This window comes from Desulforamulus hydrothermalis Lam5 = DSM 18033 (assembly GCF_000315365.1).
In the GTDB taxonomy this organism is placed as follows: domain Bacteria; phylum Bacillota; class Desulfotomaculia; order Desulfotomaculales; family Desulfotomaculaceae; genus Desulfotomaculum; species Desulfotomaculum hydrothermale.
The window spans coordinates 70233-90282 of record NZ_CAOS01000015.1 but is presented as its reverse complement, the minus strand read 5'-3'; the positions used below and the strand labels follow the sequence as shown (position 1 = coordinate 90282).

20 protein-coding genes are annotated in these 20050 nt (G+C 47.3%); all 20 read left to right on the top strand.

What is annotated here, in order from left to right; all coding sequences use genetic code 11:
* Positions 1-51: 51 nt before the first annotated feature.
* The 20 genes from DESHY_RS12970 (at position 52) to DESHY_RS12875 (ending at position 19930) form a co-directional block, all read left to right on the top strand.
* Positions 52-984 (top strand): bifunctional riboflavin kinase/FAD synthetase, encoded by a 933-nt coding sequence (locus tag DESHY_RS12970; RefSeq protein ID WP_008413434.1) that lies wholly within the window; start codon positions 52-54, stop codon positions 982-984.
* A gap of 131 nt (positions 985-1115) precedes the next feature.
* Entirely contained in the window at positions 1116-1346 is a 231-nt protein-coding gene (locus tag DESHY_RS12965) for a hypothetical protein (RefSeq protein WP_008413433.1), read from the top strand.
* 12 nt (positions 1347-1358) lie between these two features.
* Complete coding sequence (locus DESHY_RS12960; RefSeq protein WP_008413432.1) at positions 1359-1580, top strand: hypothetical protein; 222 nt, start codon at positions 1359-1361, stop codon at positions 1578-1580.
* 88 nt (positions 1581-1668) lie between these two features.
* Positions 1669-1938, top strand: coding sequence for a 30S ribosomal protein S15 (rpsO, locus tag DESHY_RS12955; protein WP_008413431.1), 270 nt, complete (start codon positions 1669-1671; stop codon positions 1936-1938).
* Positions 1939-2088: 150 nt separating this feature from the next.
* Entirely contained in the window at positions 2089-4311 is a 2223-nt protein-coding gene (locus tag DESHY_RS12950; RefSeq protein WP_008413429.1) for a polyribonucleotide nucleotidyltransferase, read from the top strand.
* Positions 4312-4502: 191 nt separating this feature from the next.
* Positions 4503-5219, top strand: coding sequence for a spore cortex-lytic enzyme (gene sleB / locus DESHY_RS12945; protein WP_008413428.1), 717 nt, complete (start codon positions 4503-4505; stop codon positions 5217-5219).
* Between the two features lie 199 nt (positions 5220-5418).
* On the top strand, positions 5419-6156 hold the full coding sequence (locus DESHY_RS12940; RefSeq protein ID WP_008413427.1) for a polysaccharide deacetylase family protein: 738 nt from the start codon (positions 5419-5421) through the stop codon (positions 6154-6156).
* Positions 6157-6306: 150 nt separating this feature from the next.
* Positions 6307-7575, top strand: a complete 1269-nt coding sequence (locus tag DESHY_RS12935) for a M16 family metallopeptidase (protein ID WP_008413426.1) — start codon at positions 6307-6309, stop codon at positions 7573-7575.
* A 77-nt stretch (positions 7576-7652) separates the two neighbouring features.
* Entirely contained in the window at positions 7653-8000 is a 348-nt protein-coding gene (locus DESHY_RS12930) for a hypothetical protein (RefSeq protein WP_008413425.1), read from the top strand.
* 14 nt (positions 8001-8014) lie between these two features.
* The gene (locus tag DESHY_RS12925; protein WP_048818167.1) at positions 8015-8284 is read left to right on the top strand and encodes a YlmC/YmxH family sporulation protein; all 270 of its coding nucleotides are present in this window, start codon (positions 8015-8017) and stop codon (positions 8282-8284) included.
* A 148-nt stretch (positions 8285-8432) separates the two neighbouring features.
* Positions 8433-9230 carry a 4-hydroxy-tetrahydrodipicolinate reductase gene (gene dapB / locus DESHY_RS12920; RefSeq protein WP_008413423.1) on the top strand — a complete coding sequence of 266 codons (798 nt, stop codon included), beginning with the start codon at positions 8433-8435 and terminating at the stop codon, positions 9228-9230.
* A 109-nt stretch (positions 9231-9339) separates the two neighbouring features.
* On the top strand, positions 9340-10239 hold the full coding sequence (gene dpsA, locus DESHY_RS12915; protein WP_008413422.1) for a dipicolinate synthase subunit DpsA: 900 nt from the start codon (positions 9340-9342) through the stop codon (positions 10237-10239).
* Positions 10240-10264: 25 nt separating this feature from the next.
* Positions 10265-10849, top strand: coding sequence for a dipicolinate synthase subunit B (locus tag DESHY_RS12910; RefSeq protein ID WP_008413421.1), 585 nt, complete (start codon positions 10265-10267; stop codon positions 10847-10849).
* A 50-nt stretch (positions 10850-10899) separates the two neighbouring features.
* On the top strand, positions 10900-11922 hold the full coding sequence (locus DESHY_RS12905) for an aspartate-semialdehyde dehydrogenase (protein WP_008413420.1): 1023 nt from the start codon (positions 10900-10902) through the stop codon (positions 11920-11922).
* 1 nt (position 11923) lies between these two features.
* On the top strand, positions 11924-13165 hold the full coding sequence (gene dapG, locus DESHY_RS12900; RefSeq protein ID WP_008413419.1) for an aspartate kinase: 1242 nt from the start codon (positions 11924-11926) through the stop codon (positions 13163-13165).
* A 37-nt stretch (positions 13166-13202) separates the two neighbouring features.
* Positions 13203-14093, top strand: coding sequence for a 4-hydroxy-tetrahydrodipicolinate synthase (gene dapA / locus DESHY_RS12895; protein WP_008413418.1), 891 nt, complete (start codon positions 13203-13205; stop codon positions 14091-14093).
* 242 nt (positions 14094-14335) lie between these two features.
* Positions 14336-16000, top strand: coding sequence for a ribonuclease J (locus DESHY_RS12890; RefSeq protein WP_008413417.1), 1665 nt, complete (start codon positions 14336-14338; stop codon positions 15998-16000).
* Between the two features lie 236 nt (positions 16001-16236).
* Positions 16237-17085, top strand: a complete 849-nt coding sequence (locus tag DESHY_RS12885; protein ID WP_008413415.1) for a ClpP family protease — start codon at positions 16237-16239, stop codon at positions 17083-17085.
* Positions 17082-17288: a YlzJ-like family protein gene (locus tag DESHY_RS12880; protein ID WP_008413413.1), complete on the top strand. Its 207-nt coding sequence runs from the start codon at positions 17082-17084 to the stop codon at positions 17286-17288. Before DESHY_RS12885 ends, DESHY_RS12880 begins: the two co-directional genes overlap by 4 nt.
* A gap of 362 nt (positions 17289-17650) precedes the next feature.
* Positions 17651-19930: an FtsK/SpoIIIE family DNA translocase gene (locus tag DESHY_RS12875; RefSeq protein ID WP_008413411.1), complete on the top strand. Its 2280-nt coding sequence runs from the start codon at positions 17651-17653 to the stop codon at positions 19928-19930.
* Positions 19931-20050 lie beyond the last annotated feature (120 nt).

Genomic DNA, 20050 nt, shown 5'->3' with positions numbered 1-20050 from the left:
GGTATTATATTATAAAGGGCGATTGTTGCGACTGGCAGGGGGTTATTGAAATTGCGCGTATATGACAGCCTTACCGGGCTTAAAGACAAATATTGCCATATTGTTGCTGCCATAGGAAATTTTGACGGACTGCATCTGGGCCATCAAAAGCTGATTGGTGAAGCAGTGGCAATGGCCCGCCGGTCCAAGGGAACGGCAGCTGTGCTAACCTTTCACCCGCATCCTCTGTCTGTCTTGAAACCTGAGCTGGCTCCACCCATGCTGCTGGATCAGGATGCCAAAAGAGTTATGATGGAGGAATTAGGGGTTGATGTTTTAATTTTACTGCCCTTTACGCTGGAATTTGCCCAGTTAAGCCCGGTTGAGTTTATCAGAGATGTCCTGGTTCAGCAATTAAATGTTCAAGGAATTGTGGTAGGTTACAATTATTCCTTCGGCCACCGGGGGCGCGGCAATGCCGAGACCCTCTGGCAATATGCCGCCGCGTACGGTTACACCTTAAGCGTAATTCCGCCGGTTAAGGTTGGTCAGCAGGTGGTCAGCAGCACTTTAATACGCCATAAGCTGGCAGAGGGAGATGTGGTGTCGGCCAGAAAACTGCTGGGTTATCCTCCTTTTACCGAGGGTACGGTGGTTTACGGTGAGCGCCGGGGTAACACTTTGGGCTTTCCTACCGCCAATATTGACTGTCCGGCTGGCATGATGGTGCCGGCCAAGGGTGTTTACAGCGTCCATGTAGATTTGGCCGGCGAAACCTATCTGGGCGTTGCCAATGTGGGCAACAAACCAACTTTTCATGGTTATCAACAACCGATCAATATTGAGGTACATCTGTTGGATTTCCACGGCAATATATATGGCAAAAAAATAAAAGTCAAATATATTCGCCGCTTGCGGGATGAAAAGAAATTTTCTTCTGTTACCGACCTGGTAAATCAAATTCAAGCTGACGTACAAAGTGCCAGATTTGACCATCCGGAGTAATATGGCAAAACAGAATAGTTATTGGCTGCCCCTAATATATTTAATAATACCTAACATTTACTTATGGCAGTAATTATGCTACAATAGTTGCGGCACACGTCCCGAGATCCGTACGAAAGGAGACGTTGCCCATGGGGTATGCAAAGCATGATACTCCGGAAGAGGAGGTTAAACGCTGGCTTAATCACATTGCCTTAATATGTTTAAGCGAGGAGTTTCAATCTCTCAAGCGTGAATTGGAATCTCTCTATCTAAAGTCCAACATTGATAATGTACGTTTGGCGGCCTTTCAGGATGCCCTGTATGCCTTTTTGGTGCAGGAAGAAGATGAAAAACTGATTAACCTGTACCGTAACTGCTAAGCGGAGCGTTGTATGCGTATCATTATTACCGAACACGCTCGCAAAAGGCTGAGGGACCTGCGTCAAGATAAAATTACTACGGCAGATATTATAGCAGCAGCCAGAGGGATTCCGGGCCGCATACCAACAGCCACCAGATTTCGAGGTTTTTTTACCAAATCAGGCCGCATGTTCGATATCGTAGCAAAAGATATTGAAAATGGCCGTTTGGTAATTACCATAATTGGGAAGTAATATTCCCGGGAACTGTTATCTAGGGAACTCGTTCACTCCGACGGTTGGCTTGGATAACAGGGATTATGCAAATAAGGAGGTGAACATTGTGGCACTGTCTGCAGAAAAGAAGAACCAAATTATTCAGGCTTTTAAAACCCATGAAACCGATACCGGTTCGCCGGAGGTGCAAATTGCTCTTCTTACAGAGCGGATCAACCAATTAACCGAGCACCTGAAGTCCTTTAAAAAGGATCATCACTCTCGTCGTGGGCTGTTGAAAATGGTTGGCCAGCGTCGGGCGTTGCTTAATTACCTGCGCGACCGTGACTTTGACCGGTATCGTGCCATCTTAGAAAAACTGGGTCTGCGTAAGTAAGCAGTAAAAGTGGGCTATTGGGCCCACTTTTGTTTTATATTATTTGCTTTAAGTAATACCTAGTATTTTTGGCACAGAAAGAAGGAAATACTAATAAAAATGTCGAACTGCTAAGATTTGTCAACAACTTGGAGTGTGGAGGTAGTAATAGTGTCAGATAATCCAGTATTAATCAGGGAAATGACCCTGGGGGGCAGAGTTCTCTCCCTGGAAACAGGCAGGCTGGCCAAACAAGCCAGCGGAGCCGTCTTGGTAAAGTACGGCGAAACGGTGGTACTGGTTACCGCTACGGTGGCGAAAAATACCAGGGATATTGACTTTTTCCCTCTTACGGTGGACTACGAGGAAAGGCTTTATGCTGTTGGCAAGATTCCCGGTGGCTTTATTAAGCGCGAGGGACGTCCCAGCGAGAAAGCTATCTTGTCGGGCCGTCTGATCGACCGCCCCATCCGGCCGCTGTTTCCCAAACACATGAGAAACGAAGTTCAGGTGGTGGCAACAGTTTTATCTGTTGATCAGGATAACGCACCGGAAATTGCTGCCATGATCGGTGCTTCGGCAGCCTTGCATATATCTAAAATTCCGCTTAAAAAACCCATCGGCGGCGTCATTGTAGGTCGGGTAGACGGCCAATTTGTTATTAACCCGGTGGTGCGCCAGGCGGAAAACAGTGACATGCACCTGGTGGTGGCCGGAACCGATGACGCGGTAATGATGGTTGAAGCAGGTGCTAAAGAAGTGCCTGAGGATCAAATCCTGGAAGGCATCATGTTTGGGCATGAAGTTATTAAAGAGATTGTACAGTTTATTGAAAATTTCCGGCAAGATGCTTTAGCGCTGGGCTTGGCTCAAGAAAAAATGGTTATTCCTGAGCCGGAAGTGGATGCTGCCATAACCGAAGCCGTTTTGCCGCAAGCCGAAGAAGTTATTCGCGAAGCGGTACTGCATTGTTCCCGGGAAAAACTGAGCAAGAAGGCAAGAGAAGCCTATATGGAAGAAGTTCTTACCGGTTTGCAGGAAAAATTTTTGGAGCAATTCCCGGAAAATTCCAAAGAAATTACCATGCTGCTGGAAAAAGCCGAAAAGAAAGTGGTACGCCGCATAATTACTCATGATAAGCTGCGTATTGACGGTAGGGCCATTGACGAAATTCGTCCTATTTCTGTGGAGGTGGGAGTGCTGCCCCGTACCCATGGTACCGGTTTGTTTACCAGGGGCCAAACCCAAATACTGTCAGTAGCAACCCTTGGTTCCATCAGTGATGAGCAAATTTTAGACGGCCTTGGTTTGGAAGAAAGTAAGCGTTTTATGCACCACTATAATTTTCCGCCCTTTAGTACCGGGGAAACTAAACCCATGCGGTCGCCGGGACGCCGTGAGATTGGTCACGGAGCGTTGGCAGAGCGGGCTTTGGAACCGATGATACCGCCGGAAGAAGTTTTTCCCTACACCATCCGGGTGGTTTCGGAAGCTATTGAATCAAACGGTTCCACTTCCATGGGCAGTGTTTGCGGCAGTACTCTGGCTTTAATGGATGCCGGGGTACCCCTCAAGGCACCGGTGGCCGGCGTGGCCATGGGGCTGATTATGGAAGAAGATAAATTTACTGTCTTAACAGATATCCAGGGCTTGGAAGACCACCTGGGGGATATGGACTTTAAGGTTGCAGGCACCGCTAAAGGCGTTACTGCCCTGCAGATGGATATAAAAATACCCGGTATTACGAAAGAGGTTTTTGAACAGGCATTGGCTCAAGCGCACCGGGGACGCATGTATATTTTAGGCAAAATGCTGGAAGTGCTGCCTGAGCCGCGACCTGAAATTTCCCAGCACGCCCCGAGTATTATTCGTACCAGCATTCATCCGGACAAAATCAGAGATGTGATTGGCCCGGGCGGTAAAATTATTAAAAAACTGGTGGAGGAAACCGGCGCAGATATTGATATCGAGGACGATGGCAGGGTGTTTATTGCTGCCGTTGACCGTGAAAAGGGCAAACGAGCTTTGCAGATTATTGAAGCCATAACGGCTGAAGTTGAAGTAGGCAAGTTATACACCGGTAAGGTTACCAGGGTTACTGATTTCGGTTGCTTTGTAGAAGTCATTCCCGGTGTGATGGGGCTTGCAGGCAAAGAAGGCCTGGTACACATTTCTCAACTGGACTTCCAGCGGGTAGAAAAGACCGAAGACATTGTGAAAGAAGGCGATACCATTACGGTAAAAGCTATCGGGTTCGACCAGCAGGGCCGCCTGAAGCTGTCGAGAAAAGAAGCCATGAAAGACTTGGGCCTTACTCCTCAGGAAGAACCGGCTGACAAAGGGGAACGCAGAGAACGCAAGCACTTACATCGCCCAAAGGTTGCCAAGGAATAATCTCTCATAGGTCGGTAAATTGAAGTTATCCTTTGATTTAACTTCAGTTTATCGGCTATGTTTTTTTATGTGGACATGACATGCGGTTATCTTGATATAACAGCTGATACACTCTTTGCCATTACTCCTAAAGAATAGGTAAAATAACGTTGTATTATTTTATAAGCTTTGCTTTAAAAGGAGTGACAGCAATGAGTGTAAATAACTTAACAAGAATTATAGCATTGTTGTGCGCAGTGTGCTTTTTTGTTATGCCTGTTAATGATGCCGCTGCCTATTTAGGTGACAGAACATTAAAGTTAGGCATGTCCGGCTATGATGTTTGGCAGCTGCAAAAAAACCTTGATTACCTGGGTTATCCGGTTGGCGATTTAGACGGTAAGTTCGGCTGGCAGACCTTTAACGCAGTAAAAAATTTTCAGTGGCGCAACGGCTTAAAAACAGACGGAGTGGTGGGAAAAAAGACCGCCTCGGCCATCATTGCTCAGGTCAGCGGTAATCAAGCACAACGGCCCAGGACGGCAGCTGCAGCATCACGCAGCGGCCTGCAGTTTTCCCGTCAGGATATTTATGACCTGGCGCGAGTTGTGCACGGCGAAGCCAGAGGAGAATCCTTTGAAGGGCAGGTGGCGGTGGCGGCGGTGGTATTAAACCGCCTGCAATCCGGACTTTTTGGCCGTACCGTGCAGGACGTTATTTTTCAGCCCTGGGCCTTTACAGCGGTACACGACCGGCAATTTTATTTAACACCCAATGAATCTGCTTTCCGGGCAGTAAATGCTGCTATCAAAGGGTGGGATCCTACCGGCGGAGCGCTTTACTATTGGAATCCGCAAACCGCCACCAGCCGGTGGGTGTGGAGCCGTCCAATAGTTAATAAAATAGGCAACCATGTGTTTGCTTACTAAACGGTTGACGAACCAACAGCCCGAACCGTTGAACAAAAAATTTATTTGCGGCGAACAAGACCTTGTGCTTTCAACCAGCCCCCTTGCAACAGGTGCAAGGGGGTTATATTTTGGGGACAAGCAGGCTGTTGTAAATAAGATATAATCTTCTCCCCGCCAGCATAGAGATTGAAAAGAGTGCTTTTTTGGGGGGGAAGATATGCGGATATTTTATATACGCCGGGGCCCTGTTTATAAAGTTTTCTTGTGGCTGCTCATTATTATGTTTTTGGTGGGTTTAGGCATTTTAGCCAGCCGGGAAAAATATGAAAGAACCATTGCTCCGGTTTACCGGGGCAGTGATCGGGAAAAAAAGATTGCCTTGACCTGTAATGTGTTTTGGGGAGAAGAATATATACCCAGAATGCTGGAAGTGCTGGCGGATCACCAGGTTAAAATTACTTTTTTTGTAGGTGGCACCTGGGTAAGAGATTTTCCTGATTTGTTGCAAAAAATTGATGCAGCCGGACATGAAATAGGTTCTCACGGCTATAGCCATCCCCATCCTGACAGGCTTTCCAAGGCCGGCAATCTGCAAGATATGCAAAGAGCCGAAAAGTTGATTTATGATACCATTCATAAGCGTCCCCGCTTATATGCGCCGCCTTACGGGGAAAGAGGTCCGGCGGTATTAAAAGCTGCTGAGGAACAGGGTTATACCTTTATTTTATGGAGCATTGACACCATCGACTGGCAACGGCCGGCACCGCACGTGATGGTAAGGCGGGTGGTAGAAAAAGCTCATAACGGCGCAATTGTCTTGATGCATCCAACAGCCCCTACTGTTAAAGCGCTGCCGGAAATTATCAAACTGTTGAAAAAAGAGGGGTATCAATTTGTCACGGTAGGCGAATTAATCGCTGACTTGCCGGACCAAAATGAGATAACAGGTAATTAATATATTCAAGGGAAGGGCATACTTACAATGATTATCGTTATGGCCTGATCTCAATATTTATTGCCGGTTTTCTGAACACTTGCCAAAGGAAAAGGATTTTGTATATAATTGGCGAAAGATAGGTTTATTGTGCTGCCAGGAGGTGTTGTAATGTTTTACCAAAAAGAAGTACTAGCAAACGGAGTAAGAATTTTGACTCAACAGGTACCGCATGTCCGCTCTGTTGCCATCGGTATTTGGGTGGATGTGGGTTCCCGTGATGAAAGTAATGACCAGGCCGGCATCTCTCACTATATTGAGCACATGCTGTTTAAAGGAACCAAACATCGCACAGCCAAGCAGATTGCTGAAGAGCTGGATGCCGTGGGGGGGCAATTAAACGCCTTTACCACCAAAGAATACACCTGTTACTATGCCAAAGTGTTGGATGAACATTTTGACCTGGCGGTAGACATCCTGACCGATATGTTGTTCCATTCCAAGATATCTGAACAGGATGTGGAGCGGGAAAAAAACGTCATCCTGGAAGAAATTAAGATGTACGAAGACGCCCCGGATGAACTGGTGCATGACATGTTTGCAAAAACCATCTGGTCCGGTCACTCTTTGGGCAGACCAATTATTGGTTCCTCTGAAACCGTATCGTCTTTAAACTACCGGGATTTGCGCTCCTTTATGAAAGATCACTATAAGCCTAATCGCATGGTCATTTCGGTAGCCGGCAATATTGCTCATCAACAGGTGGTCGAAAAGCTATCACCCTTGTTTGGCAGTTTAGAGGGTAGTGTAATTGACAGGCAGCTGGCAAAGCCCCGTCATACCTCCCAGGTAAACTGCCGCAATAAAGAAACCGAGCAAGTACATATGGTCATCGGGGCGCCGGGCGTCAGTTTAGACAGCGACCTTGTTTATACTGTCCAGGTTATTAATACCGTGCTGGGCGGCGGGCTGTCTTCCCGGTTGTTTCAAGAGATCAGAGAACAGCGGGGACTGGTTTATACGGTTTATTCCTACCACAGCTCTTACTACGACACCGGTATTTTTGGTGTTTATGCAGGACTTAGCAGGCAAAATGTTAATCAAGCCATGGAACTGATCTTTAAAGAAATCAAAGACATTAAAAAGAACGGTGTAACCAGGGAAGAATTGCAAAGAGCCAAGGATCAGTTGAAAGGCAATTTATTATTGTCACTGGAAAGTGTCAATACACATATGAGCCGGCTTGGTAAATCTGAACTCTATTTAGGTAAAGTATATAGCCCGGAAGAAATTGTAGCTAAACTAAACCGGGTTACTGTAGAAGATACCCAGCGGGCGGCTGCCCGGCTGTTCCAACCGGAGTGTTTTGCCATGGCGGCTATAGGGCCCTGGCAGGATTGCGGTGATTTGAAAAACGTTCTGGATACCTTAAAAGATTAATTTTTTCCCCTGTGACCAGGGGACTTTCTTTTAGGCATATTTGTCCACCACCTTCATATGATGTAGCAGGGAGGTGGATGAATTTGGCAGAGAGTATGGCAGTGGGTCTGCTGGCTGCTGTGTTGGTGGTTTTATCCCTGCGGGAACGTATGAGAATGAGCCGTTATCGTAAAGAATGGGATGTCATCGGAGAGAGCAAGGCCTCACCTTTGTCTGAGTCACTGGCGGGCCTGGTGGGCACTGCCGGCGGTATTTATTTATCCTTGGTCATGTTAAAAACTTTCTTGGAAATTGATGTGCCGGCCAGGGTTAATATTGCGGCGGTCAGTTTGGAGCCAATGGCAGCGGTATCCTTTATCCTGGCCATCATCAGTCCGTTTTTCAGCCGTCTGAAAAAAGGGTGGCAAAGGTTAAAGTTCAGATAAGGGGTGTGGCAGCGGTGCGTTTAGGTGAGTTAATTGGAAAAGAAATAGTAAATATTCATAATGGAGCACGGTTGGGGATTATCGGTGAATCTGATGTAACCATTGATATTGAGTCGGGAGCCATTTGTTCCATTATTTTACCCAAAAAAACCAACTTAATTAATATGTGGACGGATAAACCACAAATGGTTATTCCCTGGGAAAGTATCCGCAAGATTGGCGAGGAAATAATCATAGTAGAACTGAATTATGGCAATCAATTTTTCTCCAGGTACAAGTATTAAAAGCCCGGTAGAATTTTATAAAACCACTTGCAGTGCCCCGCTATGGGGTTTTTTTGTTTGAACTTGACAAGCATAAATGTGGTAATAGATAATAAAATGCAATAATTAAGCAAAAAATCTCATGTACTTATGAAAAGGCGGTGTTTTTATGATTAAAGCAGTTGTGGCAGGGGCTCTCGGTAAAATGGGGCTGGAATCCTGCAAGGCCATTGTGAAGGCTGAAGGAATGCAACTGGTAGGGGCGGTGGACAGTAAAGAAATTGGCCACAGCATCGGTACATTTATCGGCCAACCGGACATAAATATTGTGGTTGCCGGCGATCTTGAACAAGTACTGCGGGATGTAAAGCCTGATGTCCTGGTTGATTTTACACGTCCCGGTGTGGTGCAAAGACACATTAAAACAGCCATTAATGCCGGTGTACGACCGGTAATTGGCACTACCGGTATGAATACCGCGGAAATTGAAGAATTTAGACAATTAGCTGCCCAACGGCGCCTGGGGGGATTGATTGCACCAAATTTTGCCATTGGTGCTCTGTTAATGATAAAGTTTGCCACCGAGGCGGCCAAGTTTTTCCCTCATGTGGAAATTATTGAGCTGCACCATGATCAAAAGATGGACGCTCCATCAGGTACGGCAGTAAAAACGGCTGAATCCGTTGCTGCTGTCAGGGGACAAATATCCCAGGGCATGCCCAGTGAGTTTGAAAAAATTGCCGGGGTCAGGGGAGGCAACTTTGACGGCATGCGTATTCACAGTATAAGACTGCCGGGGCTTGTTGCCCACCAGGAAGTGATTTTTGGCGGCCTTGGCCAGACACTCAGCATTCGTCATGACTCCATCTCCAGAGAGTCCTTTATGCCCGGGCTTATTCTGGCCATTCGCAGGGTTATGAACCTGGATCATCTGGTTTATGGACTGGAAAATCTTTTATTTGAATAACTAAATATGGATATTACCGCACCTGCCTTAAGACCGCAGGTACAAGCACCACCCCCTCAGGACACTCATATCATGTAGTGTGTCATAGATGGTTGAGAGGAGGGATATCATGCAGCCCGACTTGAAGGGGGTCAAGGTGGCCGTCCTGGGTGGTGACGCCAGGGAAATTGTACTGGTTTCCACCTTATCTCGCCTTGGTGCGCATGTGAGGGTGGTTGGCCTGCCGGTAAAACAAGATCCTCCGCATGTCAGCCTGTATGGGAGCATTGATGAAGCACTGGCGGATGTTCAAGCAGTAATCCTGCCGGTACCCGGTATTTTGGAAAAAGGCAACCTTTATTGTGTTTATCAAGAAAAGCCTCTGGTACTTTCGGAAGCATTACTGGTAAAGCTGCCTCCCCGTACCCCAGTGTTTGTGGGTTTTGCCCGGCCAATGCTGAAAGACATGGTCCAGCGCAGCAATGTTAAACTGATCACAGTTCTGGATCTGGACGAGGTAGCTATACTTAACTCTATTCCTTCGGCAGAGGGCGCTGTTCAAATGGCCATGGAGAATACAGATATTACCATCCATAACAGCAAATCCTTTGTTCTGGGTTTTGGTCGTACCGGCGCCAGCCTGGCCAGGCTGCTGCAAGGCATGGGGGCAAAGGTAACAGTGGTTGCCAGGTCAGCAGCTCACCGGGCCAGGGTGTATGAGATGGGTATGGAGCCTTTATCTTTCCCGGAATTGCCGGATGCCATTGCCAGGGCAGACATTATCTTTAATACCGTACCGGCTCTGGTGCTGAATAACAGCCTGTTAAGCAAGGCCAGGGAGGACGCAGTAATTATTGATGTTGCCTCCCCACCGGGCGGCACCGATTTTGAAGCCGCCGCCAGGTTAGGCATTAAAGCTTTACTGGCCCCGGGCCTGCCTGGTAAAGTGGCCCCGAAAACTGCCGGTCAAATCTTATCAAAGGTGATCCCTTCTCTGTTGGCACAGGAGTTAGAACGCAACGGACATTAAGGAGTGGCTTACGGAGGTGCGGTATATGCGTTTAAAAGGCATACGTATTGGTTTTGCCCTGACTGGATCTCACTGTACTTTAGATGAAGTGATGCCGAGAATTCAAGAGCTGGTTGATCAGGGGGCAGAGGTTTTGCCCATCGTCAGTTATGCAGTGGATACTATGGACACCCGTTTTGGCACAGTGCAAAAATGGCGTGACCTGTTAAAACAAATTACCGGTAAAGAGCCGATCAACAGTATCAGCGGCGCTGAACCGGTCGGTCCCGACAAACTGGTGGATGTGGTGGTGATTGCTCCCTGTACCGGCAATACTATGGCTAAATTAGCCAACGGAATTACCGATACACCGGTTTTAATGGCAGCCAAAGCCCATTTGAGAAATCAACGTCCGGTGGTGCTGGCAATCTCTACCAATGACGGTTTAGGTATAAATGCAAAAAATCTTGGTTTACTTCTTAACACCAAGAATGTTTATATGGTACCATTTGGTCAGGATAGTCCCACCGGAAAACCCAATTCCCTGAAAAGCCGCATGGATTTGATTATCGATACGATCGAACAGGCCTTGCAAGGGAAACAAATTCAGCCTATTTTAGTGCAGCCTTAACTTCCGGAGCGGGGTATCAAACTCTATATCTTTTAGGAGGGAAAGGAAGATTGAAAAAAGTCAATGTGGTTGTGGTCGGTGCAACCGGAGCGGTAGGACAGGAAATTTTAAATATATTGGATGAACGCAATTTTCCCGTTAACAATTTAAGACTATGCGCTACTTCCCGTTCGGCGGGAACTGAAATTGAGTTCCGGGGCCGGAAATATGTTGTTGAAGAAACTACTCCGGATTCCTTTACCGATATGGACATTGCGCTGTTTGCAGGCGGCAAAGCCAGCTTGGAGTTTGGTACGGCGGCTGTGGAACGTGGCTGTGTTATAATTGATAACAGCAGCAATTATCGGATGGACCCTGCGGTACCCCTGGTGGTGCCCGAAGTTAACCCAGAGGATGTAAAATGGCACAAGGGGATTATTGCTAACCCAAATTGTTCAACCATCATAATGGTGGTTGCTTTGAAACCCCTGCACGATGCAGCCGGCATTAAGCGGGTGGTGGTTTCTACCTACCAGGCGGTGTCCGGCGCCGGTAAAGAAGGCATTGAAGAGTTGACTGAACAAGTGAAAGCAGTGCTGGAGGGCAGGGAGCATCCACCGAAAAAATTTGCCCACCCCATTGCTTTTAACTTAATTCCCCATATTGATGTCTTCCAGGATATGGATTATACCAAAGAAGAATGGAAAATGGTAAAAGAAACCAGAAAAATTATGCATGATGACAACATTCAAATAACTGCCACCACTGTCAGAGTGCCGGTTTATCGCAGTCATTCAGAGTCAATTAATATTGAAACTGAACGCAAATTAACTGCCGCCGCAGCAAAAGAAATTTTAGCTCAAGCACCGGGCGTTATCGTTCAGGACGATATTGCTGACAATATTTATCCCATGCCGCTGTACACCTCTCATCAGGATGAGGTTTTTGTGGGACGCATCAGGGAGGACAACTCAATTGCCCACGGTTTGAATCTTTGGGTGGTGGGGGACCAAATCCGTAAAGGTGCTGCCACCAATGCGGTGCAGATTGCGGAACTGTTACTAAAATATGACTGCTTACTGGAGAAGAAATAGTATGCGTTTTCTTGTGCAGAAATTTGGCGGAACCTCCCTGGTGACGCAGGAGTTAAGAGAGCTGGTAGCCAGCAGGATTATTGCTGCGGCTGACGAAGGATATCTGCCGGTGGTAGTGGTTTCGGCCATTGGCAGGGCGGGAGAGCCATATGCTACTGATACCTTATTAAATTTTGTGCTGTCCATTCACCGCGATCTGCCGGCCAGGGAAATGGATATGTTAATGTCCTGCGGGGAAATTATCTCAGGTGTTGCCATGGTAAATACCCTGCAGGGGATGGGCAGGCAGGCGGTTCTTTTAAACGGCGCCCAGGCGGGTATTATTACTGATGGCAATCATAATGATGCCAGGATTATCCGGGTGGACCCGCAAAATATTATTAAATATGCCGAACTGGGCAAAATTGTGGTAGTGGCCGGTTTTCAAGGTATCAGCGAACAAGGCGAGATTACGACTTTGGGACGCGGGGGCAGTGATACGACAGCTGCTGCATTAGGGGTAGCCCTTAATGCAGAATGCGTTGATATTTATACCGATGTGGAAGGAATTATGACGGCGGACCCCCGCATTGTGGAAGATGCCCGCATTTTGGATACCGTAACCTACAACGAAATTTGCCAGCTAGCCCATGAAGGGGCCAAGGTCATTCACCCCAGGGCGGTCGAGATTGCTATGCAAAAAAACATACCCCTCCGGGTTCGTTCCACCTTTTCAGGTACACCGGGTACCCTGGTTACCAGTCATCACGAGGTATATGGCACCATAGATATTACCAGAGACCGGTTGGCCAGCGGCGTTACCCACATTGCCGGTGTCACCCAATTTAAAATTAACCTGCCGGATTTGGCCGTAGATGAGCCGGCCCGGCGAATTTTCACAGCCCTCGCCCTGGCGGATATTAGTGTTGATTTTATCAATGTCAGCCCGGAAACCATTATGTTTACGGTAAAAGATGAAATGGCGGCTAAGGCTGTGGCCGTATTGGAAAATCTTGGTATTAAACCGCAATTAAAACCTAACTGTGCCAAGGTTTCTACCGTAGGTGCAGGTATGACCGGGGTGCCGGGGGTAATGGCCCGTATTGTGCAGGCGCTTAGTGAAGAAGGTATTAAAATTTTACAGTCTGCCGATTCTCATACAACCATCTGGGTATTGGTAGAGAAAGAAGATATGTACAAAGCCATTCGTGCCTTGCACCGCAAGTTTGAACTGGGACATAAAGAAAAAGACCAACAGTTGTAGGTGGTGAAATAAGTTAAATTAAGGATGGTGAAAGTCAATGACTGCCATTGATTTCGGGCGGGTTATTACTGCCATGGTGACCCCGTTTAATGCGGATTTATCGGTAAACTACGCCCAGGCCAAAAAGTTAAGCAGGTACTTGGTGGAAAACGGTTCGGACGGTTTGGTGGTGTGCGGTACCACCGGCGAGTCGCCCACCCTTAGTAAAGAAGAAAAAATTAATTTATGCAAAGCCGTGGTAGAAGAAGTGGGGGGGCAGGCGACCGTGATAGCGGGCACCGGCAGCTACGATACAGCAGGTAGCATCGCCTTAACCAAAGAGGCCGAAAAAGTTGGCTGTGACGGTGTAATGCTGGTGGCGCCCTATTATAACAAGCCTTCCCAGGAAGGGCTTTACCGCCATTTTCGGGCGGTGGCAGAGAGCACCAGTTTGCCGGTTATCCTGTATAACATACCGGGGCGTACCGGGATTAACGTACTGCCGTCCACGGTGGCCAGACTGGCGAAGGATGTGCCCAATATTGCAGCCATAAAAGAAGCCGCCGGCAATATCGATCAGGTATCTGAATTGCGCAGTCTGCTGCCCGAGGATTTTGCCATTTACAGCGGTGATGATTCCATGACCTTGCCTATGCTTTCCCTGGGGGCCAAAGGCGTGATCAGTGTGGCTGCCCATGTGGCCGGCAAGCAAATTCAAGCAATGATTGATGCGTACACCTCCGGCAATACTACCCTGGCGGCCAATATGCATAAAAACCTGTACCCGCTGTTTAAAGGATTATTTATTACCACCAATCCGGTACCGGTAAAAGCTGCACTAAACCTGAAAGGGTTTGCCGTGGGAGGGGTGCGGTTACCTCTGGTAGAGGCCACCGGAAATGAAATTGAGTCGGTTAAAAATGTAATGCAAAACACCGGTTTGTTATAATTCATCTGACAGGACACACCCTCATGTGTCCTGTTTGTATTTTTTTGGCACTTCTGGGTAATCATATTGCCGTTAGGAATTAATTTGAGTATAATTGTATGCGTAGGTTTAAGGGACGGATCCACAACAACGTACAATTAAATATTTTCCCCGCCTTCTCCTGGTTTCTCACCGAAAATGACAATGGCTTGCTTATTTTCATTTGATTATATTGATATTTTCAGATCATAGGAGGTGCGGTTTTGGCAAAAGAACCTAAACTGGCTGTAATTCCCCTGGGGGGATTAGGCGAGATCGGTAAAAACATGACTGCGGTGAGATTCGGGGAAAATATTGTACTTATTGATTGTGGTTTAATGTTTCCGGAAGAAGAAATGCTGGGTATTGATATTGTCATCCCGGACATTACTTACCTGTTGGAACACAAAGAACAAGTACTGGGCATACTGCTTACCCACGGCCACGAAGATCACATCGGAGCGCTGCCTTACGTCCTGCGGCAAATCAATGTGCCGGTGTACGGATCCAAACTTGCCCTTGGTTTGGTTCAAGGTAAACTGAAGGAACACAACATGCTGGACCAGGTTCAGCTGAATACCGTAAAACCAAGGGATATTATTCAAATAGGCCCCTTTAAGTGTGAGTTTATCCGGGTTTCTCACAGCATACCGGATGCCATGGCCATTGCCATACATACACCGGTAGGTACTTTGTTGCATACAGGTGATTTTAAAATCGATCAAACTCCTGTGGACGGTGAAGTGATCGATTTACCCAGATTTGCGGCCCTGGGCGAAAAGGGCGTATTAGTTATGCTGTCGGACAGCACCAATGTTGAACGACCGGGTTATACCATGTCTGAAAGGGTAGTAGGCAATACCTTTGATGAAACTTTCCGCAATGCCACGGAAAGAATTATTATTGCCACTTTTGCTTCTAATGTGCATCGGCTGCAGCAAGCCATTACTATGGCTCATAAGTACGGCCGCCATGTGGCTGTGGTGGGCCGGAGTATGGTTAATGTAATGCAAGTGGCCAGCGAACTTGGTTATTTACAAATTCCGCCGGGCACCCTGGTGGAATTGGATGAAGCGGCCCGGTTGCCCAAAAATAAGGTTGTCCTGCTTACTACCGGCAGTCAGGGCGAGCCCATGTCTGCTCTAACCCGTATTGCCCTGGGGGATCACCGCCAGGTGGACATTTTGCCCGGCGATACTGTAATTATTTCTGCTACGCCGATTCCCGGTAACGAAAAACTGGTGGCCCGCATTATTGATCAACTTTTTAAGCTGGGAGCGAAAGTTATTTACGAAGCGGTTTCCGGTATCCATGTGTCCGGTCACCCCAGTCAAGAGGAACTAAAGCTGATGATTAATTTAGTGCGGCCTAAGTTTTTTATCCCGGTTCACGGTGAATACCGCATGTTGAAAAAACATGCTGAGTTAGCCAGGGAACTGGGGATACCTGCCGAAAATATTTTTGTTGGCGAAAACGGACAAGTGTTTGAATTTACCCGTAAGCAGGGACGCATGACCGGTAGGGTAACTTCCGGCAGGGTGCTGGTGGACGGGCTGGGTGTTGGCGATGTGGGCAACATTGTTTTGCGGGACAGAAAACAGCTGTCGCAGGACGGTATTTTAATTGTGGTTGTGACCATGGATAAAGAAAACAACCAGGTACTGGCCGGGCCGGATATTGTTTCCAGAGGGTTCGTATATGTGCGTGAATCGGAAATTCTTATGGAAGAGGCTAAAGCCAAGGTAAAAATTGCCCTGGACAAGTGCTGTAACCGGGGGATTTCCGAATGGGCAGGCATTAAGTCACAAATCAGGGATGATTTAGGCAAATTTTTGTATGAAAAAACTAGGAGAAGGCCCATGATCTTACCGATCATCATGGAAGTATAAACAAAAACTCCCGCTTGACGGGAGTTTTTAGTTTCTGAGGTGTTTCAGAGCAGTCGACAAAGGTTGTCAAACAAGTTAAGTCAATGGTTTTATGATCCCCTGCCGGCCGCTTGTTTTCAGTGATTCAGAGATAAGTCTCCTGTTTTTGCCACATTATCTAATTTTAATGGTATTAGGAGGGGCGGACATAAGCATACTAGTACCAGGACAGAAAATAAGAGGAGTGACTCTTTCGCATGAAACAACGTTCTGCCAGCCGCCAACCTGGGCAGATAGCCGTCAATCCGGCAGCTCCCAATCCGCTGCAGCCGCCCGGACTTCCTCATACGCCCCCGGCAAGCCCGGCCGGTAATCCGCAACCTAATCCCGGGACGCCAAGTACCCCCAGGAGAGTTACCGGACAGGCCAAAGGAACTTTGGAAAATATCAAAGAACTGGGGACACCGACCGTGCCGGAAAATATTAAAAGTAATATTCATTGTGTTACTATTGTTGGGCAAATTGAGGGCCATATTGTATTGCCAAACCAGAATAAAACCACTAAATACGAACATATCATACCGCAGCTGGTGGCCATAGAACAGGATGAAAACGTGGAAGGTGTATTAATAATACTTAATACTGTAGGCGGAGATGTGGAAGCCGGCCTGGCCATTGCCGAGGTAGTGGCCACCATGACCAAGCCGACGGTGACCCTGGTGTTGGGTGGCGGGCACAGCATCGGAGTGCCCATTGCGGTGGCAGGCAATTATAGTTTTATTGCCCCAACTGCCTCTATGACCATCCATCCCATACGGCTTACCGGCCTGGTAATCGGTGTACCGCAAACCTACGAATATTTAGATAAAATGCAGGATCGGGTCATCCGTTTTGTGACCGAGCATGCTAAAATTTCTGAAAAAACCTTTAGGCAATTAATGTTTAAAACCGGTGAGCTGGCCAGAGATATCGGTACGGTGGTGATTGGCAAGGAAGCTGTGGAATACGGCTTAATTGATGAAGTAGGCGGTGTTGGAAAAGCCTTGGGTAAATTGAAAAGATTGATAGAAAGTGGCAAAGGTAAAGAAGGGGGCATATTGCAATGATTCTCTGGACACCGCTGCCGGCCGAACAAGTACTGGCCGGATTGGACCGGCAGGAATACCCTTCCTATGAGTCAATTTCGGTGGCAGGGATTCCGGTTTTGGCGGAAAGAACGGCTGACTGTAAAAAAAGAGTGGTGCGCATCAACAGCTCTGATCTTTCCCACTATCTTAACCAGGATGTATATCCGGGGTTAATCATTTAATTGCAGATAAAGTTATGAGAACTGTCAGGTGGTTTTTCGGTTCTCCGGCCGGCTGAGCGAAAGGAGCCATTAGGCCGGCCGGAAGCTGCCGGTGAGGCGAAATCTTGCCGCTGCCGGTGCTTCGACAAGTCGCCGACAGGGGATCATAAAACCACCTTACTTTGTTTTACAACCTTATGTCTACAGTCTGAACAACACCGATGTAGTGTTGTTTTTGTTTTTTCTGTATATATATTTAGTAAATGGAAATAGAAACCAATTTGTGATAATATATTTTGGCCTGCCGGTTGAGATTTTCCGACCGGTTTCCTTAAAAGGGTTTTGGAAATTTCTGTAGTATATATTAAATGGAGGTGCCTGCCTTGGATTTGCTTAAAAAACTGCGAGATGACCTAAAGTACGAAATCTTTGGGATCTTGCTTATTTCCATAGCGGTATTAGGATTTATAAGTTATGCCAATACACCCCTGGGGGCCGTGGGTGGTTTTGTGGGCCGGGTTCTTAAAGGTATGTTCGGAAATTTTGGCGGCCTTGTCTTAATGTCTTTTTTAGGGCTGTTTGGCATAAAGCTTATTATTGAACGGAACCGTACGCCGGTTAACATAAAAGCTTACGGGGCTGTTTTGTTGTTTTTTATAATTCTAACTGTATTAAGCCTGCTAACCCCTTTAAAGCCAAGCTTTATCGAAATACTGGCCGGTATTGCGGATGAGACTGCTGCCGGTCAAGGGGGCGGTCTGGTAGGTGCTGTGATTGCCTTTTTATTAATTAAATCATTTGGCCAAGCGGGTACTTATATTCTGCTGACTGCCGGTTTGCTGGTGGCGCTGTTGTTAATGACCAATACTTCCATGGCCACCCTGGCCGAAAAAACCGGTTCCCGGGCCAAGCAATGTTTTCACAGAACAGGTAAAAAACTCAATGACTTCTTATTTACCGAAGTTGAGGAAGATCTGCCGTCTATTGATGGAAAGACAAGCCATAACCCGGTAATTATTCAAACGTCGCCGGACCCTGGTTCATATTCGGAGGCGCCGTGGCAGGCCGGCCGTAATGATGATTTGGAAAAAACAGGGCCCCTCAATCTTATGGGACGCGACAATTTAAAACAGAGCCATCAGTCACAGCAGACCGAGCTGGCAACAGCGCAGGTGGAGGAAGAAATCGGCGCTTCTTTTACTCAACTGACACTGCAGGATGTCAGCACCTTTAAGTTGCCGCCCTTAAACCTGTTGTCCCGGCCCTTAAAAGGCAGTAAGAATATTTCCAGCGCCAAAGACATTACCGAAAATATTGCCAAGCTGGAAGAAACCCTGGAAAGCTTTGGCATTAAAGCAAAAGTAACCCAGGTTTCCCGAGGCCCTGCCATTACCCGTTATGAGATTCAACCGCCTGCAGGAGTAAAGGTTAGCCGCATTGTCAGTTTGGCGGACGATATTGCTCTGGCCATGGCCGCACCGGATGTGCGGATAGAAGCACCTATTCCCGGGAAGGCAGCAGTGGGTATTGAAGTTCCCAATAAAGAAATATCTATGGTTCACATCAGGGACCTGCTGGAATCTAAAGAATTTGCCAGTGCGCCTTCCCGTTTAACGGTAGCACTGGGCAAAGATATTGCAGGCACCCCGATCATCGCTGATCTTACCAAAATGCCCCACCTTTTGATTGCCGGCGCTACCGGAGCCGGTAAAAGCGTGTGCATTAATACATTGATAGCCAGCATACTTTTCAAAGCTACACCGGATGAAGTCAAATTCTTAATGATTGACCCTAAAATGGTAGAGTTGGCTACTTATAACGGCATCCCCCATTTGGTAGCCCCGGTGGTAACCAATCCTAAAAAAGCTGCTACTACACTGCGCTGGGCCGTGCGAGAGATGGAAAGGCGCTATGAGTTGTTTGCCAAAGCCGGTGTGCGGGATATTGCCAGGTACAACAATCTGTTTTTAGAGAGGGAACCGGCCCAGGGGCAACAGCCATTGCCTTTAATGGTGGTAATTATTGATGAATTGGCCGACTTAATGATGGTGGCACCGGCCGATGTGGAAGATGCTATTTGCCGCCTGGCTCAAATGGCAAGGGCGGCGGGCATTCACCTGGTGGTGGCTACGCAGCGTCCCTCGGTGGACGTTATTACCGGCTTGATTAAAGCTAACATTCCTTCCCGGATTTCCTTTGCGGTTTCTTCCCAGGTGGATTCCAGAACTATTTTAGATATGGCCGGCGCAGAAAAATTACTGGGCAAAGGAGATATGCTGTTTTTCCCGGTGGGGGCTCCCAAACCTATCCGGGTACAAGGGGCCTATTTGTCAGACCGGGAGGTTGAAGATGTGGTCAATTATTTAAAGAAACAGTCTGACCCGGTATATGATGAGTCGGTGGCCAAGGAAGAGCCGAAAGAACAGGAAGTTCCGGAAGCCGAGGATGAACTTTTGCCGGAAGCAGTCAAAATATTGATTGAGACCGGTCACGCTTCTATCTCTATGTTGCAGCGGCGGCTGCATATTGGTTATGCCAGAGCCGCCCGGTTAATTGATATTATGGAACAAAAAGGTATTGTGGGAGGATATGAAGGAAGTAAGCCCAGGGCTGTTTTAATGACTATGGAGCAATATTTGCAAACCTTTAAAAGTAATAAATAGACGGCGGCAAGCCGGTTAAGCCGCAGTTTGGCAAAAGTTGACCATTGCTTTCGGTCATGCTATACTGACCTTGATATGAGAGGATAAATAACAATTTGGAACGGTGGCAGCAAGGAAGTA

Coding starts and splice junctions, on each gene's coding strand:
- DESHY_RS12940 (WP_008413427.1), top strand. CDS start 5,419: ATGCGGATATTTTATATACGCCGGGGCCCTGTTTATAAAGTTTTCTTG.
- dpsA (WP_008413422.1), top strand. CDS start 9,340: ATGCAGCCCGACTTGAAGGGGGTCAAGGTGGCCGTCCTGGGTGGTGAC.
- sleB (WP_008413428.1), top strand. CDS start 4,503: ATGAGTGTAAATAACTTAACAAGAATTATAGCATTGTTGTGCGCAGTG.
- DESHY_RS12935 (WP_008413426.1), top strand. CDS start 6,307: ATGTTTTACCAAAAAGAAGTACTAGCAAACGGAGTAAGAATTTTGACT.
- DESHY_RS12960 (WP_008413432.1), top strand. CDS start 1,359: ATGCGTATCATTATTACCGAACACGCTCGCAAAAGGCTGAGGGACCTG.
- DESHY_RS12965 (WP_008413433.1), top strand. CDS start 1,116: ATGGGGTATGCAAAGCATGATACTCCGGAAGAGGAGGTTAAACGCTGG.
- DESHY_RS12880 (WP_008413413.1), top strand. CDS start 17,082: ATGATTCTCTGGACACCGCTGCCGGCCGAACAAGTACTGGCCGGATTG.
- DESHY_RS12930 (WP_008413425.1), top strand. CDS start 7,653: ATGAATTTGGCAGAGAGTATGGCAGTGGGTCTGCTGGCTGCTGTGTTG.
- DESHY_RS12910 (WP_008413421.1), top strand. CDS start 10,265: ATGCGTTTAAAAGGCATACGTATTGGTTTTGCCCTGACTGGATCTCAC.
- DESHY_RS12885 (WP_008413415.1), top strand. CDS start 16,237: ATGAAACAACGTTCTGCCAGCCGCCAACCTGGGCAGATAGCCGTCAAT.
- dapG (WP_008413419.1), top strand. CDS start 11,924: ATGCGTTTTCTTGTGCAGAAATTTGGCGGAACCTCCCTGGTGACGCAG.
- dapA (WP_008413418.1), top strand. CDS start 13,203: ATGACTGCCATTGATTTCGGGCGGGTTATTACTGCCATGGTGACCCCG.
- dapB (WP_008413423.1), top strand. CDS start 8,433: ATGATTAAAGCAGTTGTGGCAGGGGCTCTCGGTAAAATGGGGCTGGAA.